This window comes from Thermodesulfobacteriota bacterium, assembly GCA_034189135.1.
In the GTDB taxonomy this organism is placed as follows: domain Bacteria; phylum Desulfobacterota; class Desulfobacteria; order Desulfobacterales; family JAUWMJ01; genus JAUWMJ01.
The window spans coordinates 1-26,414 of sequence record JAXHVO010000115.1 but is presented as its reverse complement, the minus strand read 5'-3'; the positions used below and the strand labels follow the sequence as shown (position 1 = coordinate 26,414).

Annotated in this window: 18 protein-coding genes; 3 read left to right on the top strand and 15 right to left on the bottom strand. The window is 43.3% G+C overall.

Annotated features, from left to right (window positions below; translation table 11 throughout):
* Positions 1-54 precede the first annotated feature (54 nt).
* The 6 genes from glnD to SWH54_16585 all read right to left on the bottom strand — a co-directional run bounded on the left by glnD (position 55) and on the right by SWH54_16585 (position 12,858).
* Positions 55-2,661 carry a [protein-PII] uridylyltransferase gene (glnD, locus tag SWH54_16610; GenBank protein MDY6792888.1) on the bottom strand — a complete coding sequence of 869 codons (2,607 nt, stop codon included), beginning with the start codon at positions 2,659-2,661 and terminating at the stop codon, positions 55-57.
* Positions 2,662-3,233: 572 nt separating this feature from the next.
* Positions 3,234-3,668 carry an ATP-binding protein gene (locus tag SWH54_16605; GenBank protein MDY6792887.1) on the bottom strand — a complete coding sequence of 145 codons (435 nt, stop codon included), beginning with the start codon at positions 3,666-3,668 and terminating at the stop codon, positions 3,234-3,236.
* 39 nt (positions 3,669-3,707) lie between these two features.
* Positions 3,708-4,049, bottom strand: a complete 342-nt coding sequence (locus tag SWH54_16600) for an STAS domain-containing protein (GenBank protein ID MDY6792886.1) — start codon at positions 4,047-4,049, stop codon at positions 3,708-3,710.
* A gap of 140 nt (positions 4,050-4,189) precedes the next feature.
* Positions 4,190-5,128 (bottom strand): MBL fold metallo-hydrolase, encoded by a 939-nt coding sequence (locus SWH54_16595; GenBank protein ID MDY6792885.1) that lies wholly within the window; start codon positions 5,126-5,128, stop codon positions 4,190-4,192.
* Between the two features lie 175 nt (positions 5,129-5,303).
* Positions 5,304-10,307, bottom strand: coding sequence for a PKD domain-containing protein (locus SWH54_16590; GenBank protein MDY6792884.1), 5,004 nt, complete (start codon positions 10,305-10,307; stop codon positions 5,304-5,306).
* A gap of 196 nt (positions 10,308-10,503) precedes the next feature.
* On the bottom strand, positions 10,504-12,858 hold the full coding sequence (locus tag SWH54_16585; protein MDY6792883.1) for a FecR domain-containing protein: 2,355 nt from the start codon (positions 12,856-12,858) through the stop codon (positions 10,504-10,506).
* Between the two features lie 305 nt (positions 12,859-13,163).
* On the opposite strand from SWH54_16585, the gene SWH54_16580 reads away from it, so the two are divergent.
* From SWH54_16580 to SWH54_16570, 3 genes are all read left to right on the top strand, one after another.
* Positions 13,164-14,720, top strand: coding sequence for an ASKHA domain-containing protein (locus tag SWH54_16580; protein ID MDY6792882.1), 1,557 nt, complete (start codon positions 13,164-13,166; stop codon positions 14,718-14,720).
* Positions 14,721-14,843: 123 nt separating this feature from the next.
* Positions 14,844-16,157: an adenylate/guanylate cyclase domain-containing protein gene (locus tag SWH54_16575; GenBank protein ID MDY6792881.1), complete on the top strand. Its 1,314-nt coding sequence runs from the start codon at positions 14,844-14,846 to the stop codon at positions 16,155-16,157.
* Between the two features lie 12 nt (positions 16,158-16,169).
* On the top strand, positions 16,170-17,258 hold the full coding sequence (locus SWH54_16570; protein MDY6792880.1) for a cyclic nucleotide-binding domain-containing protein: 1,089 nt from the start codon (positions 16,170-16,172) through the stop codon (positions 17,256-17,258).
* Between the two features lie 220 nt (positions 17,259-17,478).
* On the opposite strand, the gene SWH54_16565 is transcribed toward SWH54_16570, so the two are convergent.
* The 9 genes from SWH54_16565 to SWH54_16525 all read right to left on the bottom strand — a co-directional run bounded on the left by SWH54_16565 (position 17,479) and on the right by SWH54_16525 (position 26,160).
* Complete coding sequence (locus SWH54_16565) at positions 17,479-17,868, bottom strand: diacylglycerol kinase (GenBank protein MDY6792879.1); 390 nt, start codon at positions 17,866-17,868, stop codon at positions 17,479-17,481.
* Positions 17,869-17,929: 61 nt separating this feature from the next.
* A complete protein-coding gene (locus tag SWH54_16560) occupies positions 17,930-18,301 on the bottom strand; it encodes a HepT-like ribonuclease domain-containing protein (GenBank protein MDY6792878.1) in 372 nt (123 codons plus the stop codon).
* On the bottom strand, positions 18,294-18,584 hold the full coding sequence (locus tag SWH54_16555) for a nucleotidyltransferase domain-containing protein (protein ID MDY6792877.1): 291 nt from the start codon (positions 18,582-18,584) through the stop codon (positions 18,294-18,296). The genes SWH54_16560 and SWH54_16555 overlap by 8 nt, the downstream gene beginning before the upstream one ends.
* Positions 18,585-19,165: 581 nt before the next feature.
* The gene (locus tag SWH54_16550; protein ID MDY6792876.1) at positions 19,166-19,984 is read right to left on the bottom strand and encodes a hypothetical protein; all 819 of its coding nucleotides are present in this window, start codon (positions 19,982-19,984) and stop codon (positions 19,166-19,168) included.
* A 317-nt stretch (positions 19,985-20,301) separates the two neighbouring features.
* Positions 20,302-21,597 carry an ATP-binding protein gene (locus SWH54_16545; protein MDY6792875.1) on the bottom strand — a complete coding sequence of 432 codons (1,296 nt, stop codon included), beginning with the start codon at positions 21,595-21,597 and terminating at the stop codon, positions 20,302-20,304.
* 378 nt (positions 21,598-21,975) lie between these two features.
* Positions 21,976-22,755, bottom strand: coding sequence for an ATP-binding cassette domain-containing protein (locus SWH54_16540; protein ID MDY6792874.1), 780 nt, complete (start codon positions 22,753-22,755; stop codon positions 21,976-21,978).
* Positions 22,756-22,765: 10 nt separating this feature from the next.
* Positions 22,766-23,668: an ABC transporter permease gene (locus tag SWH54_16535; protein MDY6792873.1), complete on the bottom strand. Its 903-nt coding sequence runs from the start codon at positions 23,666-23,668 to the stop codon at positions 22,766-22,768.
* Positions 23,669-23,726: 58 nt separating this feature from the next.
* Entirely contained in the window at positions 23,727-24,722 is a 996-nt protein-coding gene (locus SWH54_16530; protein MDY6792872.1) for an ABC transporter substrate-binding protein, read from the bottom strand.
* Between the two features lie 103 nt (positions 24,723-24,825).
* The gene (locus SWH54_16525; GenBank protein ID MDY6792871.1) at positions 24,826-26,160 is read right to left on the bottom strand and encodes a Glu/Leu/Phe/Val dehydrogenase dimerization domain-containing protein; all 1,335 of its coding nucleotides are present in this window, start codon (positions 26,158-26,160) and stop codon (positions 24,826-24,828) included.
* Between the last annotated feature and the right edge of the window lie 254 nt (positions 26,161-26,414).

The following is a 26,414-nucleotide window of genomic DNA, read 5'->3' as shown; positions in this document are numbered from 1 at the left end:
ATCCTTCAATCCACCCTCTCCCTACTTTCATGAATGTGCTCCGTAAGCCTTCTGTTATGAAGCTATTGGCGGAAGTCTTTTTTCTATGGCTGCTTTTATTTCATCCACATGGTCAGACGAATCGACCTTCTGACCGTCAAAATCCCTGACATAAAAAACATCTACTACCTGGTCCACCTTGGTGGCTATTTTTGCCACCCAGATATCGAGCTTGCAGCTGAAAAGGGCATCCGTAATAGTGAAAAGGAGTCCGGGAAAGTCATATGCAAACACCTCAACAATGGTAAAAAAGCTGGAACTGTCATTATCAACGACGATTCGATGCGGCCTTATAAATCCCAAGGTTTTCAAAGATTTGTATGCCGCCATTTTTTCGCTAAGGGACTTTGTAAGATCGAGATCTTCTGACAATGCTGATTGAAGATTTTTTCCCACCCGCTTCCAGCGTTCATCTTCAAAAAGCTGCTCCAAAGGTGGTTTGACAGTGAAGATATCCAGTGCAATCCGGTTTCTCCAGGTGAAAATTTGTGCATCAATAATATCGATGCTGTTTAAAGTGAACACACCTGAAATCTTTGAAAAGATTCCTGGCCGGTCTTTGGCGCAAATTTTGACCACCCGTGTGTTTGCATCGGCTGATTTTGTTATGTCCCAGACAAACTCTTTCTCCCCAAGACTTTTATAAAGCCTTATATCTTCCGTGATCTGCCCTGTATCAGCGTACAAAAGATATCTCGGCGAAAAGACGTTAAAGAGTTCTTCCAAATCCTTTTTGCTTTCCGGTAGCGATTCCTCACTGAGAAGCTGAGATTTCTTCATTTCCATGACTTTAACCGCTTTTCGGCTTGCCAACTCTCCTTTTTCAAGGACATTTAACACCTTAAGAAAAAAATCCCTGAGCAAGGTTTGCGTCCAGTCATTCCACGCTTTGGGTCCTGTTGCCATGGAATCGGCAACAGTCAAAAGATATAGCATTTTCAGGCGATCAATCTCCTTTACCGTTGTTGCGCAAAAAATGGATGTCTCCTCGTCGTGGATATCTCTTCTTGTGGCTGTTTTAATTAAAAACAGGTGCCTTTCAATTAAAAAGGATACTGTTTCAATGTCCTTTGATTTAAATCCTTTCTCCGAAAGTATTTTTTTAGCAATTCCAGCTCCGCTTTTGGAATGATCGGCTGTCAGGTCCCCCTTTCCGATATCGTGAAGCAAAGCCGCCCACAGCAAAAGCCTTTTGCTTTTAAGTTCTTTATACAAATCGATACATAAAGGATCTGTGGCATCACCACCGGCGGCAAAATTTTTAACTATCTGCACGGTCCGAAGTAAATGCTTATCCACAGGAAAGAGGTGATACTCATCATACTGGATCCGGTTAACAATCCGATCAAATTCAGGAATAAAGCGGACCAAAAAGCCGGTGCTGAGCATTTCTTTTAGAACATTGAAAGCAGGAGCAGGCGTTAATAAAATACGTTCAAAAATTTTAACATTGAAAACCGAAGTTCTGAAGTCGGTGTCGACAAGATAGCCGAATTCCTTTACCATTCGTTTGGCTTCATGACTCAGAGGGATTTCCAACCGCATACTTTCTTCGAATATGAAAAGCAGTAGATTAGGTGAGCTTAAGATTTTTTCTGAGGAAGTATAGTTCAGCATATCCCTTATAACTTCTATTCCATTTACCTTAGACTCCTTTGCTAGTCGCTTTCTGGTTTTTCTACCGGCCCTATATCCGAGTTCGTAAAGAAACATCAGGTGTTGCTGTTTTATAAAATCCATCATGCGATGAAGCCGGCCCAGAAGTCTTTCAACCGGTTGCTGCCCGTTTGATATTTTATATTTAAGTTTTTCGGCCAGCGAAATCTGATTTTCGAAATGAAGTTGATCGCATTTCCTGCCTGCCAACAAGTGGAGCCGATTTCGCACATTCCAGATAAATGAAAGAGCTTCGGTGAGCTCCTTAAACTCTTCATGGGAGAGTCGGCCATCATACTCAAGATCTCTCGGCTGTTTGAGTTGAAATTCTACCCTGGATAGCCACAGTATGGTATGATAATCTCTCAAGCCTCCTTGTCCTTCCTTCAGGTTGGGCTCGAGGCGATAGGTAGAGTCTCCGAAACGAATATGGCGTTCATTGCTGCTTTCCACCAGCCGGTCAATGATTTTTTGATGATCTTTTTTGATGATTTTTTTCCTCAGCTGCTGCATTAGCTTTGAATATAAAGGAGACATTCCGCAAATAAAACGCGCATCCAATAAAGATGTCAAAACTGCAAAATCATTTCGAGCAAGGGTTAAACACTCCTTTATTGAACGGGTGGCATAACCGACATCCAGACCGATATCCCACAGTGGATAAACGATTTCACGGATAAGACTCTCGGCTTCCACCGGTACACTTTCTTTAAAAAGAAAAAGAAGATCGACATCGGAATAAACACATTGCTCCTGACGGCCATATCCTCCAAGAGCAATGAATGCATACGGATTTTTTGCCAGGTCAATGCTTGGGCCGACCATGCTTGTGGCAAAACCGGTTTGCAAGTATTCGTCCAAAATTTGCGAATGCCCTTTTAGAAAAGAAAGGGTATTTTCTTCCCTAAGATCTGAGATTAACTGCCCGATTTTTTCTTTCAATATGACTGAGGCTTTGTAATGCATTTGCTGTTATGCAATTTTTCCTTTTAAAATATTTTAATGTAGTATCTATCTGCAATGGATATGCCAAAACCGGGAAAAAAAATATTTATTAATTAAAGCAATAGGATATGATAATCATGCAGGTTGGGAATAATGTTGCTGTCTTACATTAATGTAATTTTTTTACCCAATTAATTACATTAATGTAAGATTAAACATGCCTAAAATTCGGAGTGCATTCGTCTTTATAGTAATTCTCAAAAATATGTTCCGTTTTAAATGAGGAAACTGTCTGAGTGTATTAGAAATCGTTAAGAAAGAACTTAAGCGCAATATGGCTAATTGATTGTAGTCGTTGTCATACCGAAATTAATTATAATAAAGATATCTGGTTCTTTCTTTACGATTTCTTATATACGAGTTTTTCATCGTTAAAAACGGAATATATTTTTAGAAACAGTATAAACTACCAATCTTGAGTATCTGTTTTAATTAACCGACCAGAAAGCATTTCATCTTCGGATCCGCTTGGAATAATAATCGTCAGGTCATGTGGGGATGTTTGATGAGGAGTGCAACTAAATATTTCTAGGCTACAGTATTTGATTTTTCGGAGAAGCTTTCTTTTTTACAATGCGCCATGTTTTTGTTCCATCCTGTCCAACCCGAAAGTCCGCTTCATCCATAAGTTCCCGCAGGAAATAGAGTCCCAGGCCACCCTCGGTCTGCTGTTCCATAATATTTTCCAGATTCGGATCGTCAAAATCCAGTGGATCAAAAGGCTCCCCGGATTCATGAATCTGGATCTCGATTGCACCGGGATCCCACTGAAGTACCATTTGGAAGGTTCTGGATGGATCGCTTTTAAGTCCGTGAATAATCGTATTGGTACAAACTTCATCAAGAGCAAGCTGGATATCTCCGATTTCAATATCATCAAACCCGGCATTACCTCCCGCATCGGTTGCCAGCTTGCCTATTTTTTCCAAAACAGCAGTATCAGCCGGAAAGTCATATGTCTGTTTCATGTTTCCTCACAAAATCGCTTATGTTTATTAACGCCCGGTCTATTTGGAAAAAGCTTCGCCCGCTGCCTGTTCATCGTCAAACATTTTAAGGATATTATTTAGCCCGGATATCTCAAACACTCTGTTCACAGAAGGCTGAAGCGCTGCGATATGCAAATCTCCCTGATATTCATTTCTCAGTTCCCTAGCAATGATAATAACAACGCGTAAACCGGCACTGGATATAAACGATACATTTTTCATATTCAATACAAACTGGCTGCGACCTTTTTCGATTCTTTCCCGTATAAAATTTTCCACCGCATCGCTGGTGTTGGCATCAAATCGTCCATTAAGGTTAATGCACGATACATCCTGTTGTAAGGTCTCTTCTATTTTCATCTTTTTCCTTTCGTCACCCAAAAGTCAAAAGCCCGGTAACCGTTTACATTTTTCTCAATGAACCATGTAACGACTGAAGCATTTTAGCCATTGATCCCAATTGGTCAAATAAACTGGTGTATTTATTTTGGCTCGAATCCCTATACAGTCATGCTTAGCCCTTCGGAGGCGAGTATGAGCTTAAGAGGTACTTTGGGCTGATTAATATCAACATACTCTTTTGCTTTTAAAAATATTTTATATAATTTCTCATCATTATAGCCGGGTTCATGGTGGATGAATACAAGTTTTTTCACTTCAGCTTCAATAGCCATGTCTATCCCTGTAAATACATTACTGTGGCCCCAGTCTTCCTTTTCAACATTTTCCAGCATTGTATACTGGGCATCAAATATCAGTATGTCTGTACCATGGAAAAAATCAGTAAAAGGTTTAAGTGCATTGGGGGATAGTTTTTTATACTCGGAATCTGTGGCGTATACGATCGTTTTATTACCATGAGTAATTCGATAGCTGTAAATTCCTCCGGGATGGATAAGGGGGATATTTTCAATTTTAATATCACCTATATGAAATGACGCATTCTCATTCAAGCGAACGAATTGAAAAGTTTGCGATAATGGTGCTGGAAAGTACTCAAAATTTTGCTGCCTTGCAAGGCGCTCTTTAAGTCCTGGAAACGGACTGTAAAAAGTAAGATTATTTTTAGCGGAAAAAGCCGGAACAAAGAAAGGAATTCCACTGATATGATCCCAGTGAGTGTGTGTCATTAAAATATGAGCTTCAATTGGATTTCCCCCGGATCTTTTGATCAGGTCCAAACCCAGACGACGAAAGCCTGTGCCCGCATCAAGAATAAGGATTTTACCTCCAGCCTGTATCTCCACACAGGCCGTGTCCCCTCCAACTGTCCTGCGGATATGCAGGGGCAATTTTTGTAAAAAATCTGGCACTTGCACGGTGTCAGTAATACCTGCTTTTATGGCCAGTTTCACCGCTGTTTTAATTTTTTTTTCCAGCTCGGCGTTTGTAAGGGGAGTTGCTATGGACCCTCGTACTCCCCAGAATCGTATATACATGATATCCTTTCATACTATGGAGTAACGCGTTCATTAAACGTCGAACATTTGTCTAGGTATCGTTTTGGTGAAACTGAATCGAACATTTTGCTATACACTCAAGTTGTAATCCCGTTTCATTCACTACGGATTTCTGTTTTCTATTTACAAGTCGCCAACGGCTCGCTGACTCCCCTTATTTAACTTTAATGACAACTTCATCATGATTCACACTTGATTTGAGTCTTGAACCGTCATCAACGCTTAATTTAACCGTGTATTTCCCTGGTTTTTTAAAACGATGGGTGACCTTTGGCCCTTGAGCGCTCTGACCATCGCCGAATTTCCAGGAATAAGTTAACGGATCGTTATCCAGATCGTATGATCCGGTGGCATCAAAAACAATTGCATTATATACTCCATGGGAAACTTTTTCAAGCCCGCTCTTAATGACAGCCACTGGCGGAGCGTTTACCCGAATATTTACGATATCTTCAGACGTGTTGCAATTGGTTTCGGAATTATCCATGGCAACAAGTTTTACCCGGTATTTACCAGGATTTTTATACCTATGGGTTGGTTTTGCCCCTTTGGCTGTGCTTCCGTCACCAAAATCCCAGCGATACGACTTGATGTAGCCGTCACGGTCCTTGGTTGCTGATCCGTTAAATAAGACCTTTTCACCGGGCGACACGATTTGGTCTAATCCAGCATTGGCAACCGGAGGCTCATTGACCTTAATAATCACCGATGTTTGTGCCAGACTGTTTCTCACGGAGCTGCCGTCATCCACCTCCAAGGTTGCCGTATAATTTCCCGGAAGAGGGTAAGTGTGCCTGACTTCTTTTCCCGGTTGAGGAGGACTCATATCACCAAAATGCCAGGTGTAGCCGGCAATCTCACCGTCAGGATCATAAGAACCACTTGCACTCAGCAATACCTCTTCCCCCGCACAAAGCATTTTTTTTGTTTTTATAACCGGCAGGGGTGTCTCATTTACAGAGATAGTCAGAGTGTCGGTTGAGCTTTTATTGGGCATCTTGGTATTGTCGGTAACGCGTAAAACCACTTTATAGCTGCCTCCCTTTTTATATTGATGTCTGACCAGCACGCCTCTGTCCCTATTCCCATCACCGAAATCCCAATCAAAATCAGCGATGACACCGTCGGGATCGCGAGAGGAAGAACCGTTAAAAGTGACAATTTGATTCACCCCTACCAAACGGTCATTTTTTTCCGGTCGTTCCAACCCGTCCGAAATCGCCTCTGCAACCGGTGGTGCATTAATGCTTATTGTTTTTTGTTTGGTCGTTTGGTTACAATCCGTTTCAGTATCGGCAGTTACCGTTAGTTTGACAACATAGTACCCGTATTCCGTATAGATATGTTCTGCCTTCTCGCCTTCCCCGTGAGTTCTATCTCCAAAATCCCAGTGGTATTGTATAACATTTCCGCTGCGGACTGTTGACTGCTGGGCATCAAGGGTTATCGGCCTTCCCACCGGGGCAGATGCCGGGCATGTAAATTCAGCCACCGGGGCTTCATGAATCACCACCATCATCTCATCGCTATCCGTATTATTGCAATCACCTATGCGATCGCCGGTGATGGTCAGCCTCACCTTGTATGTACCTGCCTCGGCATAAACATGGGTCGGATTGGCACCGCCGCCCACAGCGCCGTCGCCGAAATCCCATAGAAAACTGTTTACCAGGCCATCAACATCCTTTGATTTAGTACCGTTAAATCGAATGGGAAAGCCAGCACATGCGGTTTGATCGGGTCCTGCTTCGGCCACCGGTGATTCAACCACCGTAACCACTATTTGATCTCTGCCTGTACTCCCCTCTTTCAATCCGGAATCATCTGTGACTGTCAGGGTGACCAGATAAACTCCGCCCCTATCGTATGTCTTGGTTGGATTAACCCCTTCGGCGGTCGATCCGTCTCCAAAGTCCCAGTGGTATTTCATAAGACCGCCTTCAGGATCTATTGAAGAACTACCATCAAAAATGACGACTTTTCCGGCGCATGCCTTCCTGTTTTCACCTGCGTTTGCCACAGGCGCGTCGTTCACTTTAACAGAAATAGAGGAGGTGGATCGAGCGTTAGACAATCCGGTTCCGTCGTCAACAGTCAGAATAACCGGATAATTTCCTCCCTTGGCAAAAGTATGAAAAATCCTTGCACCTTCCCGCAACGGTGTTCCATCGCCAAAATTCCAGATATAAGTCAAAGGATCACCATCTGCATCACTGGAGGCTGATCCGTCCAGTAAAACGGTTCTTTCAGGCGTATGAATGTTTTTCCCGGCATTTGCCCGGGGACGGTGGTTGATCTTTATAGATACTTTATCCTGTGAGGTCGAATTTTCCACACGGCAATTATCAACGACCGTTAAAATGGCACTGTATGTCCCTGATGTATCAAAACTGCGCCGAACTTTGGCGGACTGAAATGCTTTGGTTGATTTACCAGTCTCTATTTTATCGCTGAAGTCCCATTGATAAGAAACAATTTTTCCGTCGGGATCGTATGACCGGCTTCCATCAAACAAAACTTTTTCACCAGGTGCGATGTGAAGATCATCGCCGGCAACCGCCACAGGGGGCCGGTTTATGGTTATCACGGTTTCATCAAATCCGACCCCGCCCTCTTTTTTAAAATTATCGTAAACGGTCAATAGTACGTTGTATTTCCCCGGGCTAGAGTAGCTGTGAGTGACTTGGATGCCTTCATTAATGGCACCATCGCCGAAGTCCCATACATATTTAATAACCGCACCATCCGGATCCACCGAAGCGCTGCCGTCGAATGTAAACACCTGTCCGGTCATACCCACCCGATCTCTGCCGGCATCGGCTATTGGCAGATGATTTACTGTGACTGTCATTTCGTCAGAGGCTCGGCTGGTGGATGTCTTCGAATCGTCTACCACGGTCAGCCCCACGGCGTATTTGCCTGGATTTCGATACGTATGGCGAACTGAAACGCCTTTTCCTGTCTTTCCGTCTCCAAAATCCCATAAATATTTAATAAGTTCACCATCAGGATCATGGGAGCCGGAAGCATCGAACGTCACTTCTCTGGCTTTAACCTGCTGATCAGGACCGGCCACAGCCACGGGTGGATGGTTAATATTAACCAAAACGGTATCCTGACCGGTATCAGCCCTGGACCCGGAATCGTCCCTCACGGTTAATGTGACCATGTATTTCCCGGGGCCTAAATAGCTGTGCGTGATGGTTTTTATTTTGCCATCTGTTTTTTGCTTGGTACCATCACCAAAATCCCATAAAAATTCGATTAACTTGCCGTCCTTATCCACCGACTCTGATGCATTAAAACGAATGGTTTCTCCAGCAGAAGCGTTACGGTCCTTTCCTGCGCGGGCAATTGGTGGATCGTTTACCCTAACCGTTAAGGTGTCTGTTGCTGTTTTATTTTTAGCATTTGAATCATCCGTGACAGTGAGTCTCACCCTGTAAAGGCCTGGTTTTAGAAACGCATGGGTGATATTAACACCACTTTTTTTAGTCCCATCGCCTAAATTCCAATCATATGAAACAATTTTGCCATCTGTATCTCTGCTGTCCACACCGCTGAAGTGGACCGGTTCAGCCACTGAAGCGACCCGATCCTCACCGGCATTGCTTTCCGGAGAAGCATTGACAAAAACCTTGCACTGGTCTGTGGCAAAGTTGCACAAACTGCCGGAGTTATCTTCCACCCGCAGACTGGCGGTGTACAAGCCTGGTTTGCGGTAAACATGGCTGACTTTTCTGCCTCTGGCTTTACGACCGTCGCCAAGATCCCAGTAGTGACGTACCACCTTTCCATCAGCATCGGTCGATTTAGAAGCATCCAAGGAAAATGTCTCACCCGGAGCCACCACCAGATCGGATCCTGCATTGGCAATGGGAGGATGGTTCACCGTGACGGTAAAGTGTTTTATTGCACTGTTATTAATCAGACCTGAATCACTTTCCACAATAACAGTTGCCTGGTATCGCCCCGGCGATTCATACCTGTGGACGCTCGGCGCGCCCTTTTCGCTGGTTCCATCGCCAAAATCCCACATAAATTTTAATGCATCTCCCTCCGGATCAAGCGTACGAAGCCCGTTAAAGACAAATGTATGGCAATCATCGATCGGTTCAAGATCAATTTGCGGTCTGGGCCGTGCATTCGGTTCATGAAGATATATGGAAACCAGCATTGGCATTAGCTTGCCGTTTTTATCGGTCACATAAAATGTTCCGTCGTTGGGCATTTCCCGCCCTCCTTCAAACCTAAGGGCACACATACGGCCGACTTCAATTTCCTTGAGTTGAACAGTTCCTTTCATCCATTCATTCTGACCGGAAGAGCCAACTTTCAGATTGGAACGAAAAGCAGTGTCCACACCAATTTTTGCACCGGAAAGATCAAAGTTATGCACCACGATCTGGTGCACATCTTCGGGAACGAAAAACCGCATTTCGGAAAATACACCCGGTCTCGGCAGGCGAATAGTCGGTGCAAAGGTAAAAATCTCGACTTCATCAGGAGGGGTGATGCTGTGCTCTTCGCTCGATACCGTAATAAGAAAAGCATTGCCGTCATCACCTTCTTTTCCTTCAATAACAACTTTAAAATAGCGAAACTGACCGACTTTTTCACCGTCTTCAGGTGTAACTTTTGCCAAAGTATACCACCTATTGTCCCAAAGAGGGTCCTCACCAAACTCCTCATCTGCAAGCATAAAACCTGCATACAAATCCGGTTTGGCGGGTGTAGGCTTTTGTATTCCGGGAATTGAATATGCCCCTTTCCCCCCGAATAGCTTAAACCCGGTTCGGGTATCGAATTTCTTGCGATATCTGGCATCCACTTCACCCCCGCAGTCGGCGTCAAAAATGCGAACATATACGGCATCTCGCATTTTCTCAGGCATCCGGATGAAAACAACCTGGAAAAAGTCATCATCCCCTTCAACCGTACCAGCGCCATGACCATAAGTAATCAGGTATGCCGGTTCAGCTCCAAAGGCCGGTGATGAAAAAATCCATAATAAAACGACAAATATCAATGTCATTTTCCCATAGTATGGGGAAATATTAAAATTGTTTTGGTTCATTTGATAGACCTTCCAATAAATATTAGTAAAGAATTCGCACCCCAAAGACGTGGCATTGACTACGCCTGTATGGGGTTCCATCGTAATCGCCACGCGTTTCGGGTTACGGGTTTCGGGTTATGAGTTAGTGTCATTAAATTAGGCAAATTCTCGAGCAATCATTGGTATTGAGTTGCAAGTTGTTAAATATAAATTATCTTTTTTTATCCATAACTCGAAACACGCTCCCCGCAGCCCATACCTCGCAACTCGTAACCTGAAATTCGTCACCCGATCCCTAAAACCTGTATTCCCTGCTGTTGCCAAGGTAGTCCGACAGCGTGACGCTTTTAAACTTTATTACATGCCCGCCACTTCCCGGGATCACAAATGACCCAATATACCTCCCTGTGGAATCTGAAAGTATCATGTGCCCGGTGTAACTTTGTTTTCCAATTTGCACGACAAAGGGTGCTGTCTTTTTAAACCCGGTTGAATCCTGAGCATTTACCATGACACTTGCCTGGTTTTTATCTTCGCCTTTGCCCAGAGAAATTTTATAGTTCAGCAATCTGGGTGGATCGGGATCAAACAGAACATCTTTTTCAATCCTGGATAGGTTGCCAACCAAATCGACGGCTGTAAACGAAAACCTGTTTGTGCCCGGTTCCAGCTCAATCGTCATGTTAAATTGGCCATCCTCCATTGGAACAGGACGTTTGTTCAAATTGAATCTTTGGGCATCTCCGGCCTTCCCTTTTACTAACAATCTTTTTTCCCGGGTAGCGGAGGGAATTTTTTCAGCAAAATGTATGATCGGAGCTTTATCGTCGATTTCAATGTGAATACCGGCATGCCTCTCCACACCGGAAGGCGAGACTATCTTAACGTTGAACATCTGGCGACGGCCGGTCAATTTGAGATTTACCTGAAACCGACCATTACTATCCGCAGTGGCCCTTGCCGGAACCGCAGTCCCAGGCGAAGTAACTGTAATGGCGCAATCCGGATTTGTTTTTCCAGCCAGGGAAATTGTTGGTTGAGATACGATAAAATGTCCTGGCGTTGTCTCCTGCAAAGATGGATCAAAAGTTAAATCGATCTTGTGGCCCGGCAGAAAAGTCACACTTCGTTTAAGCCTGGTGATATTCCCTGCACGATCCTCTGCTTTGACAACGATGTGGTTGACCCCTTCAGACAATTTTTGCCTGAATCGAAACTTCCCGTTCGCCCCAATTTTAACCGGCTGATCCTGTATACTGACCAAAATATCATTTTCAGTCATCCCCAGTATTTCCACCATGTTGTTGGAAAGAAGCAGACCCTCTTCCGGAGATTGAATGACAAGAAATGGCGGCTTATCGTCATACAGGATATGAATGAACCGTGTCTGGCTGGGCTGGCCTCTCAGTTTGTCTGAAGAGACAGCTGTCACACGCCAGTAAAACAGGTTTTGCAAAGATCCGTTAGAAAGATTTTTGGGAAACGTGGCCATTGGCGACTGAATCTCTTTGCTGTAAATGATTGATGAAAATGAAACACTGTTTGATATTTCAAGTAAATAAAAATAAGCCCCGCTAACCTTTTCCCAGGTTAAAGAGATGTTGGCATTAACCACTTTAACACCACTTTCAGGACTGAGTAATCTGGGACTTGACAGAAGCTCCTGAGGGGATGTCGGTTTTTTATTATGCATCACAACGGATCCCTGGTTTTTTTTCAGTACCACTTTGCTTCCCGCTGATGAAATTTCCAGCTTTCCGTCATAGTTGGCAAAGCGGGTCCCCTGCCTGTCGCGACCAACCCAGAAATATTTGGAATCTACTTTGGTTTTTACTCCAGGTATATCCAGCTGAAACTTTTCTTTTTTTTGACCGGCGGCTAGCAACGCAAAAACATCGCCCTTAACCAGGCTGACCTTTGCCACCCCTGTATCCTCCAGCAGGTTTGCCCGCATTTTTCGAATCAGCGCCTGGGAATTTTCTTTAAGCCGCAGCCTGCTGTCGTTTCTGAAAAGAATGTCGCAAGAGGATTCAGACAACGTTCGCACTCTCTCACCCTCGTGCAGGATATCGTAGCGGAAAACATCTTTCCACAGGTTGTCTGACGGTTTCCGGCTGTGAACATAGCCTTTACGGTCGTGAACAACGGCCTGTGCAGGAACATTTTGATTCGAAAGGCAAATTTTCAGTGCTTTTTTACCCTCGGTCGCTGCAGCGCTTGCAAGTGTAATGCATTCATGCAGATCACCAGACTTCTGTTTTAAAAGAGCATCATCTCTTAGTTGTATCGCTTTGGCTATGATTTTTGGAGCAAAGATCTTTGCACCTGCCACGGTGGCCTGTTGCATGAGCTTTCCTGAGATCTCCAACTCGCGTTTTGCCTGAAAAACTTTTCCTGTTGGAATGTGAAGCAGCATTCCGGGCTTAACCTCGTCAGGAGATTGAATTTTGTTGGCACGCAGTACATCTTCCCAACGATCAGGGTCGTCTAAGTATTTTTCCGAAATATCCCGAATTCCCTGATTTTCTTTTACTCTTATAGTAACGATGCTTTTTCCCGTGCAATCGGTAGGAGTTACAAAGCTATAGCCGGTAAAAAGAATGTAGGCTATAAAACATACTAAGGCTGGCCCGTAATCAATGGATTTCATATGAAAGATAAGCTGGTAAATTTATAAATACTTGTTTTCACAACGTTTCATTGTATTAAAATTGCGATTATATGTCAAGCAATATTCGGGTAACCCCAATAGCGAAATGAATCTGCGCTAAAAGGACAACATGACATTGATTCACCTCTCAAAAAAACCACATGATAGAAGACACCTGTGTTTGTCTTTAACTCTGCCGAAGCAGGAAACGGGCCAGAGACCCGATGGCCAAACAAAAAAGTAAATTTCATCTTACTGGAATTGTATTTGCCTATAAAAAGTGGATATGATAGATGTTGTTTGATATGAATAGGGTAGAAACAAATAACAAAAACAACCTATGGGTAAAAACCGTTTCAGTCCCTCCCCCGACATTGCAAAATAATACAGCCGATGCTGATCGTCTCCTTGGTGTTTTGCAAGAACAGCTAAAAACGGATGCCATAGATATAGACCCTGCCGTATTGAAAAAATTGCCGGACTGTTTGAGAAATTGGGGGTATCATTTAAGCTGTGTTCTTTGCAAAGACAGAAAAAGATGGGTTTTAACCGGCATCAAATCCTTACAGGATACCACACCCTTTGCGGGAATGGCAGTTGACTTGGGCACTTCCAGGGTTTCATTGCGCCTTTTGGACCTGGCCACAGAAAAGGTGTTGGCTGAATCCTCCTTTGAAAATCCCCAGGTGGTCATTGGACCTGATATACTCGAAAGAATACACTTTGCCGATCATGACGAAGGTCTCGAAAAGCTTAATAAGTTGATTATCAGCGGTTTGAATCACATGATCGAAAGCCTGTGCGCATCCTGCAACCTTGATCCGGATAACGTGAACCTGATTTCAGTAGCCGGCAATACTGCCATGACCCATCTGTTTATGGGTCTTAACCCTCATTGGATAATACGTGAGCCGTATATACCGGTAATCAACAGACCGGGTCTACTCCGGGCAAAAGATTTGGGTATCAGGGTGAATCCTGGTGCCGGAGTCTTCATTTTTCCAAATATCGGCAGCTATTTCGGAGGGGACCTTATCGCCGGCATTCTGTTTTCCGAAATGTTCCAAATGGAAAATACGGCTATTCTGGTTGACGTGGGGACAAACGCAGAAGTGGTGCTGGGGAATAAAAACTGGCTGGTCGGTTGTGCCGGGGCAGCAGGCCCTGCGCTGGAAGGAGGCGTATCGAAGATGGGAATGATGGCAGGCCCCGGTGTAATAGATCAAATCAGTATTGAACCGAAAACATTAAATTTTGAAATTAATACCATAGATAACCAACCGCCGAAAGGCATATGCGGGTCAGGAGTGATCGACCTTGCGGCTCACCTGTTCCTTTCAGGGATGATCGATATCAGGGGGAGATTACTCCCCGAAGTGTGCAAAGACAGAATAAAAAACATCGACGGCATTTTGCACTTGGTGGTGGTTCCTGCAGAAAAATCTTCCACCGGGTCTGATCTTACCATCAGCCAGGCAGATCTTGACAGCCTCATAAGATCAAAGGCGGCCATGTACACCATACTTGAAACCATCACATCTTCTGTGGGAATGTCACCGGGTGATCTTTCAACTTTTTTCGTGGCTGGAACCTTTGGTTCATTTATCAATCCTGTTTCAGCCATATCCATCGGAATGTTACCTGATTTGCCTGCAAACGCTTATAAATCCTTGGGAAACAGCTCCCTTGGCGGCGCAACACTTTTGCTGACTTCGAATAATTCTTGTGAAAAAATTGCCAAAATAAGGGATCGTATCACCTATCTCGAGTTAAATGTAAATCAGGAATTCATGAACCGGTTTTCCGCAGCAAAATTCCTTCCCCATACCGACCTGTCTCTTTTCCCTTCAGTTAAAATATGATGGTGCTATTTTATGCTTTCCCTCTTGACACATGCGGCTTATAATTTATACTCGACTGGATTAGATATACTTGAAAAATTTCAATTTTGACATTATCGTAACATATACCTCTGGAGAATATGCATGACCGCAGAAAAGCGTAAACAGTTTGGTGGCAGGATTACCCGCCAGATTAAATCCACCAGAAAGCAGATTACCATTCTGTTTACTGATATCGAAGACTCCACCCGCTACTGGGATACCCGGGGTGATATTGACGGCCGTCTCATGGTCGATTACCATAATCGTTTGATTTTTCCGGTAATAAAAAAATTTAAGGGCAAAATCATCAAAACCATTGGCGATGCCATTATGGCTTCATTCAGCAGACCCGAGCAGGCTGTAAAAGCCGCCATCGGCATTCAACAAATTTTGCAAAAAACCCGCAGACAGGATAAAAACTTCGGTCTTAAGGTGAGAATAGGAATACATACAGGAAAAGCGATTGTTGAGCACAGTGATGTTTTTGGCGATGTGGTGAACGTGGCCTCCAGGATAGAGCAAATCGGGGAGGGCAATGAAATTTTTCTTTCAGAAAATACCGCCGATAAAATTAACAAAAAAGCGTTCGGCCTGGTTAAGTCTATCAGTTTTACACCCAAAGGGAAAAAAAGGAAAATCAAGCTTTACCGTTGTGAATGGGAATCCCTTAACCAGTTGATTGATGGGATTCAGATCGACCCTTTTCTTGCCATGAAACTGAGACAAAAAATTGAAATCTTAATATATGCGCTTTCATGTATCGGTATCTTATATTTTCTCTATATCAAATATATCCGCTATATCCTTGCTGATTCCGAGTCCCTGGCGCTTTTTTATTTAAATCCGCAGCATTTTATTAGTGTTCCCCCGATTGTGCCTGTGATCCTTGGAGCCATTGCCTTTTTAGCCACCATACTGCTGGTAAGAATGACGACGGTCCCTCACTTTGTTTTCATGATGCTCAAAGGAAGTTTTGGTTTTTGTATCGGGTTTTTCCTGTTTTATCTTCCGGCCACTTTTATCCCACTGGAATATATGCCATCAAAAATTGGAATCCTACTGAACCAAGAAATCTTTCAATCCAGTCATTTATTTGTCGAAGTCAAATCAAAGGATACAAATATCAGGGAAAACCCAAGCATTCACGCAAAATCGCTAAAAAAAGTTGATAAGGGCGAGTTACTGCTACTTACGGATGTAAAAAAAATTGACCGGCTGACCTGGAATAAGGTTTTAATCGGTAAGAAGCATTACGGCTGGATTTTGCGAATTACTCCTGCTAAAATCGGTGTGCCGGAAAAACGGGTGGCCATCACTTACAAGTTCTATTTTAAGTATATTGATCTGTTTGCTCTATTTATCGGTGCTATCGGTTTTATCTGGGGATTTTTAAATTTCAGGCTTCTCCCGGTGTAACGGTGCTAAAAAATGAAAAATTCTGTTTTCACCATCATTGAAGAAAGAGACTGCCCATATTACCAAAAGGGTGATGAATTTAAATTAACCGGCAATGCCATCCTACTGGAGTATAAAAAAACAAAGGAATTTATCACTACGGCTGTGATTAAAATGCCTTTTGAGCAACCTTCATGTCGCAAGCTGATAGGAGATCTTACCAAGATTTTAATAAAACATGAAAGCATGGATAAAATTCCCCAATGTGTCATCAATTGCAGCGGGTGCACCGGCTCAATTACGCTCGAATACCGGAAAAATGGAAAAATTAAACCACCCGCCGAAACGGATAAAAACCAAAGTAATATAGGCGTGATTGCAAATTTGTTGAGCAAATTTTCTATTTTTCAGTCCATTGATGAACATGACCTTAAAGATCTTATCCCTTTTTTAAAGCTTAGAAAGTTCGCTGCCAATGATCAAATCATCAAAAAAGGCGACACCGGTAATTATTTATTCATCATTGTCTCCGGAAGAGTTGAAGTGCTGAACGAAGATGGAATCAGTATGTCCGTCCTGGAAAAAGGTGAAGTTTTTGGTGAAATGAGCTTGATAAGCGGTAATCCTGTTGGAGCCACCATAAAAGTTTTGTCTCCAGCAACCGTTTTGTCGATTCGGGGAAAGGATTTTTTAAAAGTTTTAAAGAAATCCTCATCACTCCAAATGTATTTCAATCGTCTTTTGACTCGAAGACTTGCCGAATCGAATGTTTTTATGTCCGAAGAACTCGCATCCGGAATGAGCGGACAGCTCTCTGAAATTCCACCTCCCGAACTATTTCAGAGTCTTAATGTCACCGAGAAAACGGGTCTGTTAAACTTATCCTTATCCAGAGGGGAAGCAAAACTGTCTTTCATGGATGGAAATTTGATCAGCGCTGAATACGATAACGTTAAGGGCAAGGAAGCCTTTTTTGAAGTTCTCAAAGAAAAAAAGGGCAGATTCAAATTTGTTCCCGGTTTACCTTCGGATGAAATGAAAGCCCCGGTTTTGGGGTATTTTATGGGTCTTTTAATTGACGGTTTGAGGAGAATTGACGAAGAATCCAAGGAAACAGAATGAACGTCCAACATCGAACGTCTAATGTCGAATAATGATGTCGCTTCGCTCTTCAAATTATTTTAAAATCGAATCAAAACCAATGCCGAATATTTAACACCTGTTTGTGTTTCTTCATCTTTTTTCATTCAACATTCGATGTTGAACGTTTGATGTTCGATGTTTATTTTTTCAGTAAACCTTCCGCAGTCCAGCCAGCGCAAAAATAACTTAACGCTTATGGTTATACACCCCCGCCACTAAGCATCACATATATGGCACACAGCCACAATATGATGACCAAAACCATACTGATAAACACAGCTGCGCTCCCAAGATCCTTTCCCTTTTCGGCAAGGTCATGATAATCCGGAGATGCCATATCCACAATCGATTCAATGGCTGAATTGATGATTTCAACAATTAGCACCATTGTATTGGCAAAAAACAATAAGCATTTGAAGTGCAAGGACAGCGGCAAAAACAAAAGCACCAACAGAAGAACAATATAAATAGCTAACTCCTGTTTAAACGATGTTTCCTGGGTAATGGCAAGACGCAGGCCGTTTAAGGAGTATAATAATGCATGCCAAATTCGGATTAAGCCTTTTTTGCCAGCCGGCCTTGTATTCATCTCTATCCTACCTCTTCCATATTTATCAAATCCAAATGAGGCGTTTTAAAAATGCTTTTATTTATGAAAATTTTCTAATCATTTTGCTGATGGTTTTTGCCAGTTCGGGAATATGATTTTTGCATACGTCGTATATTACATCCGCATCTGTTTCAAAATAATGATGACTGATAATATCTCTCATGCCCTTGGCTTTTTTCCAGTCAACTTGAGGGTACAGAGGCAAAAGGGTGTGGTGGGTTACCTTGTCCAGGTTCTTTAATGCTTCACCAATTGCAATCAGCAGCATGCAAATGCTATCGAGTTTTTCCATTCCCACCGACGTGTCTGTAAAATCGCCCACTGTTTTTACAGGCCCAAAACGTATTAGGATTGTTTGCGCTGCTTGATAAATTTGCCTCAGTATTTCTAAAACAAGCTCTTTGTCATACATATACAGCTTCCTTGTCTATTCTCTTCTTTAAGAACGCATTCATTTTATCCCTGTATCGTACAATATCTACAGACCTGTGAAACTTCTCCTCCAGATCTTGTTTAATACCGATGAGGTAGAACAAATCCGGTTTGTCAAGCTCAACCACAACGTCAATATCGCTTTGCTCATTCATATCGTCTCTGGCCGCTGAACCGAAAACACCGATCCGTAAGATTTCGTATCTATCTTTGTTCATCGCCATAAAGCCTCGCAAAGTATGTATTATTTCATTTCTTTCCATTACTCTCATTCTCCTAAGATCACTTCCACTATCTTCACGGTGTTATTGCCGAAGATGCCCTCCATCTTTACCGCTATTTTATGCCGACCGGGCGGACATTCCCGGAACACGCTTTTTAATTCCAAAATACGGTATTTTTTAGTACAAAAGGACTACCTCTCGTTTTCAAGCACAGAACCTTCGATCCTGACTTCTGTCAATTTTCCCGTTTCAACACTCCTTGCAAGTTCTATCCTCTCGCTTATCCTCAAACAGCAAAAACCGATACTTCTCCGGCAGCGGTTTACCTTCTTCCAAATAACGATTAATATCCCTTATCTCATTATCGGTCAGTTTCATCTGGTTACCTTTTCAGTTTCTTCTTTTCTTTTTCTTCTCATCAATTTTGTTCAATGCAGTAAGTGCCGGACTCCCAGCTTAACCATCCCAAATCGACCCATTTGGTAAATGTCTGCGTGAAAATTGATGTTATGCATTCGTTTTAGACTCAATGCCGATTGATTCAAGAAACTCTGAACACTCCCTTTGGAACTTTTTGTAAAGTAAGCCAATATTATTTATGAACTTAGGTATTCGTGTTTCTAAAAGCAGCGGATCTGAGACCTCTGGAAGTACCAACTGAAGGGGATTAGTAACTTGACCTGAGTCCGTAATATGTAAAGCGCCCTTACAATCATTTGCTCAGGTTTTTCTGGATCAAAATCTTGAAAAGCCACACTAAAATTATCGGCATACCTATCGGATTGCGAAGTCCTTGATATGGATAAGCCATCTACTAATCCGATAAATCGAGAATGCTGAGCAGCCGATGAAGCTAGATTCCATTCAACTGTTAGGTCAAACTGTATGCTGAATTCCGAAACATTATTTTTGGTTTTATTAAAAAAAGCCTTCCCCTGCTGATCGCCTTTTAAATTAACCCATCTATACGGAAGCTCGTTATTAACTTGAAATAAAGACATTAAAGCTATAGATTCAATTTCTAAACGCATAAACCCTAATGCTGTTCCTACCCTTAATCGACGAATATCGGTGGCGGCATACATGTAAGAACGGTAAGCATGCAATAGAAGAAGGGCACGAGCCCGACGACTATAAAAGTCGTTTCTATTTGAGATTATTTCATTAAACAGATCATCAGCTAATTTAGATGGTTTATTCCCATCCAAGACTTCTTTAAATTCTGACTCTGTAAGACCCCCTTTTTTGGCTAATTCCGAAATTGAACCCTGAGTATCATCATCTCTTGCTCCATGACTAAAAGAGCGGAAGAAAGTATTGAACAAATTTGATGCGTCATCGAATGATGTAATTAATAAGGGATCAAACTGATTGAAAAGTTTTTGCGATTGTTTGCTATTTTCCTCATCAGCTTCAATTAATTGGTTTATATCAGTCATCTTTCTTAATTTGCATAATGGTATTTTTAAACGCCATGTGATAGCTTATCACAAATGACACTGATTTCAAAATATGTTATTGATATCTGAAATTTGTGAACAGTATTTGTAACTCAGGTAGATAGGCTGAAGCCTGACTACGTGAGTAGTTACTAATATATTAATATTACATTGTTTTTAATGAAAAGACAAGAATTATATAATCCTAAGCAAGATAGGGAGAAGCGGAAATATTGGAGCTGCGAATGTAGGAGAAAAAGCGAGTTGAATGTACGTCTTTTCATTGTGCCAAATTCTCTTATCGATTCAGACGTATCTTATTCGGCCAACAGCCACTTCCAGGCCGGTACGATTTCGAGGCGCTTATCGGATAGATCTTCATCCAGCCAGGTTACGATGGTACCACGTTTCAGACCAAGTTCACCCATAGCCGACAACAATGCGCCGACTTCCCGTTTTTGCGTATTCGGATCGTGAATATCCCAGCAGACCTGGATAAGCCGATATTCATCTCCATCTTTCGCAGACAGTACATAATCAACCTCGACTCCGTTTTTTGTAACGTAATACTCAGGCGCAAGTCCCTGTCTGCGAAAATGCATGTAAACAAGATTCTCAAGCAGAGCTCCCCGATCTCCTATCATACGAAGAGACATGGCTTCCTGAAGCCCTGAATCAATAACATAGATCTTTTTCGGATTCACCCGGCGGGCTCTTTCCGAGCGCGAGTGTATCGGCACCTGGTAGAAAAGAAAGGTGTCTGCGAGATGATCTATGTAATCATATAGACTGTTTTTTGTGCAGGCAATACCTTGGCTCCTTAAAGAATTGTAGAACTTGTTTACGCTAAAGCGCGTTGCCGGGGCGCTCATAACATGCTTTATAAGAGATCTCAGGGCCAATGTGTTGGTGATCGAATGCCGCTCTATAACATCACGAAGGATCACCACATCCAGATAGTTTCGCAGCACATCGCGCCTTAACCCATCGTCAAAATTTTGAACTTCAGGGAATCCACCTGTCTTGATATACTGACTAATCAGGTTTTGCAGCATCGCCCTTGTTTTGGAACCAAACCGCTGGCCTGATTTCAAAATAACTTTTTTAAAGCTCAAAAATTCCCTGAAACTAAAAGGGAATATTTCTGTAGTAAGCGACCTGCCCCGCAAACTGGTAGCTATTTCTGTGCTGAGGAGCTTTGACGATGAACCGGTCACACAGACCGACAATTTCTCGGTGTCAAGCACCCGGCGGACAAACTTGTCCCAACCTTCGATTCGCTGGACCTCATCAAGGAACAAATAACACTGCTTACTTTTAAACGCAGGAAACTTGCGATAATATGTTTCTAATATCAGTTGAAAGTCATTAGCAGAAAATGGAAGCAGACGCTCATCTTCGAAGTTCAAGTAGAGCAAACGCTCCTTCTCCAGCCCTTTTTCCAGCAACTCCCGCATTTGCTGATAACAGAACCATGTCTTGCCGGACCGCCTCATGCCGACTACAACGTTGGCTTTGCGCGGCACCCATACCATTGACTGATGGCGCAACATTAGCTCAGGCAGAGCGCGTTCATGAAAGTCATCGATTAATATATCTAGAATATTTTTCATTCTGCCACTCTATCTCTTTTTAAGAGATAAATCAACATATTTTTATCTTTATTCTTGAGAAGCTTTCATTGATTTTTGCAAAACCGTCAATAGCTTATATCGCCAAAAGTAACTATCGATTTGCTTTTCGATTTTTTGCCAGGTTTAGCAAACAAACTTACAACACCCCAAATTTTATCGCTATTTTCAAACAAGTTAAAAAGATGTATTATGGATATCAATAAATGTCGTTGTGGGTTAAGGGCCTTCAGGCGAATACCGAAGTCTGTATTAAGGTGATTTTGTAGTCAGGAATGGTGCCGTTTTTCTCTTTTACACATCGGTGTGATATTGAAGCAGTAACAGATTGGTGAAGCTAGGATCATATCTTTCTTCAGCCTAAGCCAGCAAGGCTTCATCCTTGAGTTCGGCTCCGAATCTTCTGACCACCTCCTCAACCGTGAGAGCCGCTTTTTCTTTTCCCTGGATATCAAATTGGATTTTTCCCTCGTGGAGCATGATCATACGGTTCCCGTATTTGATGGCCTGCTGCATATTGTGGGTCACCATAATGGTGGTCAGGTTGTTTTTCTCGACAATTTTTTTGGTAAGGTCCATTACACGCTGGGCCGTTTTGGGATCAAGCGCTGCGGTATGTTCATCCAGGAGAAGCAGTTTTGGCAAAGACAGAGTGACCATAAGCAGCGTCATTGATTGGCGCTGGCCTCCGGAGAGGAGACTGACGGTGTCTTTCAATCTGGTTTCGAGCCCAAGCTCCAACACGCTGAGTATATGGCGGTAGTGTTCTCTCAATGATTTGGTGACTCCCCAGCGGAGGCCTCTTGGTTTTCCGCGCAGATCGGCCATGGCAAGGTTTTCTTCGATGGTCATGGATGCCGCTGTTCCCATTAAGGGGTCCTGAAATATTCTGCCGAGATATTTTGCACGCCGATGTTCAGGCAAATGGGTGACATTGGACCCATCGATAAAAATCTCGCCCTCATCAGGCCTAAAAGTACCGGAAGTAAGATTTAAAAAAGTGGTCTTCCCTGCTCCGTTACTTCCGATGACAGTTACAAAATCCCCCTTTTGAACGTGAAGGCTTAATCCATTGATGGCCACCTTTTCGTCTATGGTGCCTTTTGAGAAAGTTTTGGTTACCTTTTCAAGTCTTATCATTGCTTTTTTTCTAAACCCCCCTCAGGTGGAGCTTTCCTTCTTTTTCCTTTCTTAAGGCCGGAATGCCGAGTGCTAAAATCACCATTACACCGGTGGCCATCTTCAAATCAGTAGGGGCCAGTCCCAGCCTGAGCCCTAAGGAGATGATAAGCTTGTAAATGATAGATCCGACTATGGCCGCTAAAGTCATTCGCTGGACCGTTTTTTTGCCGAAGAGCGCCTCCCCGATTATGATGGAAGCCAACCCGGCAACTATCATGCCGATTCCCATTCCCACATCAGAAAAACCCTGATCCTGGGCAACAAGCGCACCTGAGAGGGCCACAAAGGCATTTGAGATTCCGATCCCCAGAATAGTCATATGATCGGTATTTACTCCGAGGGTACGGATCATTTGCTCATTATCCCCTGTCGCTCGCATGGCAAAGCCGATCTGGGTATTAAAAAACATATCCGTAAGAAATTTGATGGCAAATACGGCAATAAAGAAGAAAATGATGATAGGAATAAACCGGTTAATATCGAGGTTTTCCAAAGGGGTTAACAGTGTGTTTACTGTAAGTAACTGAATATTCGATCTTCCCATTATACGCAAGTTTACCGAATATAGCATGGTCATCATCAAAATTCCGGCCAAAAGGCTGTTGATCTTTAGTTTTGTATTTAGAAACCCGGTACAACAACTGGCCACAAATCCGCAGATAATGGCCATAAATATACCAAAGATCGGTGATACTCCCTCTATAATGAGTCGCGAAACGACTGCCGCACCCAGAGGAAAACTGCCGTCCACGGTAAGGTCGGGGAATGCCAGAATCCGGAAAGTAATGACGATCCCCAGGGCCACCAGACCATAGGCCAGGCCCTGTTCAAGGGATATAGGAATCGTCCTGAATAAACCCATCGATATCATTTGTTCACCATTTTAAAGAGGGGAGGAAACCCCTCCCCTCTATTTTCACCTTGAATATTTATTTACCTTTTATCACTTTTCCTTTTTCGTCCCACAACTTGTCCGCTGCTTTTCTTACCAATGTTTTGGGCAGTTTTACTCCCTGTGCCTTGGCATTTTTCAAGCTGACCCAGAGACTATATTCGGACGCAAGACCTGCAGGAATTTTGCCCGGCTTTTCGCCTTTGAGTATCCTTGCGGCCTTTTTCCCGGCAGTGTATCCCACCAGAAAGTAGTCCGGTCCATATGCGGCAACCGCTCCCCTGGGAGTACTATCCCGATCACCGGCAAACAGGGCAATATCGTTGGCGTTGCAAACTTTAACAATAGACTCAAATGCGGAAACACAGGTATTGTCGGAAGTAATGTGGATAGCGTCCACCCGGCCGACCAGACCTTGCATAGCCTGCATGACTTCAGCGCTGGTAGAAACATGGGCCTCAATGAGCTTACCGCCCATATCTCCTACTGCTTTTTTCATCTCTTTGATATGTGGTGCGGTATTAATATCTCCAGGATTGTATATCGTCCCCCATTTCTTTACATTAGGAACCAGATCCTGATACATTTCACACTGCAGGGTGATGGGCCACCTGTCGCTTACACCGGTGACGTGGGTACCGGTCTTGCCCATTTTAGGTACAATACCTGTGGCCACCGGATCGGTCACAGAAGAAAATACAATGGGTATCGTCTTACTTACCTTTACCTGGGCCTGGGCATTGGGCGTGCTGATGGCATGAACCAGATCCACTCTATCGTCTTCAAATTTTCTGGCAATAATTGCACAGGTAGGCTGGTCACCCTGTGCATTTTGTCGATCAATGATGATATTTTTCCCCTCGATAAAGCCTTCTTCTGCAAGGGCGGCCTTAAACCCTTTGGAATCGTTATCAAGGGCAGGATGGGCAACAATCTGAGCTTCACCGATACGAATCATCTTGGCTGAAATCCCGGAACCGAAAACAAGTCCCAGGGTTAATAAAAGCATCAGCATAAATGTTATTTTCCTCATAATACTACCTCCTTTTTAATAGGTTTAACTCATAAAACCATTCCCGTTACCTCTTATATGATACAGCGGCCATCAGCGAATAACCGCATTCTATATAAACATGTTACTGGTAAATTTTTGAGCTGTAGTATTTGTAGGCCATCTCCGTCGGAGTGATGCCTTCTGTTTTTGCCGCGTTAAAATTTTGGCGGGTTCCATACTTGCAAACCTTATTGGTATGTTCCCGGATATTTTTCATGCTTGCTTTTTCCCGGCGTATATATTCTTCCATCCCCGCAATGACCCCGCCGGTATTGTGCATCCAGTCTACCTGAAAAAGAATGCCCTGTTTTTCCAAGAGCCTTGCAAGCCTAGCTTCTTCTTCCTGGCTGGAAGCCCTGAGCTGGTTGTTGGCCGCGCCAAGAATAATCGAAAATTTGACCGATTTAATGGTCGACTCATCCAGGATGCCCCCCATGGCACAGGGAACAAAGATGTCTGCCTCCGCAGTGAGGACATCATCAGGAGCTATCTTTTTTAAGCGGTCCGGAAATCGGGTCACCAATTTCTCCACCGGATCGGGAGAAATGTCAGTAATATAAATGGTCGCATCCTCTTTGCTAAGATACTGTTCCACCAGGGGATAGCCAACGGCCCCGACGCCCTGCACCACGATGGTTTTATCTGCCAGGCGGTCGGTTCCATACTTGAACGTGGCAGCCTCTTTTAATGCCAGATAGATTCCGTAAGCCGTGGGACCTCCGGTGGGACCAATTTTGCTGTCAAAACCGCCCGCGATATTCACCGAATATCCCTCACGTCTCATCACATCTGCCAATTCAGGAGAAAATCCCATGTCAGGACCGGTAAAGGACCGGGTCCTGCTCAGGGCATAGGCAAGAAAACCAATACTGTAATGATCGCTAAGATCCACCGGCTCACACTGCACTGTAATTTTGCTGCCTCCGAAGGGTATCTGGGCGCCGGCATTTTTAAAGGACATGGCCCGGCTCAGATTAAGCCCGTCTATGATCACCTCAACTTCCGGGCTATCAGTATCATGACGGCGTATCCCCCCACTGCGGATGGCATGATAACCATTATTTATGCCCAGGGTATTGCTGTGCATGTTGCTTATAAAGTGGATATCTTGTTTGTGATCAAAAAAACATTCGATCCCCTGATGTTTCCCTTTTTTGATCAATTCCACCACGTCTTCCAGGTAACCTTTCAGGTTGTATTTCTCAAACAAATCAATGGTTTCCTGGTGACCGAGATAGACAGTATGGCTGGTAAGCGGATGTTCAGCAGTAAAATCTCGGCTGTATCCGGACCAGTCTATTTGTTTATCCCACTCCCTGGCCGCCCGAAAGGTAACCAGACCACTCTTAAAATTATAATAAACCCCCAGGGTGGTAAGGTTTTCCTTCTTAAGAGGCAAAAACAGGCTTCTTTCCACCTTTGAAAATTCCTTTCTCCTGTTTGGAGCATGTTTGCCAATAAGCGGCAAAGCATTTCATTGCTCCATCAATTCAATGCTCGTTACTTTAGAACTAATTGTTACCGCATTTATAAAGCTATGAACATTGTTTACTAACTAGTGCCTGAACGAAAAGTCATGGTTTTACGAGCCAGCCGGTTGGTTATGTTCGTTCATTAAATTACTACCGTTCAAAATGATGGCAGCCAGTAGTAAATCAAATCTTGGCTACC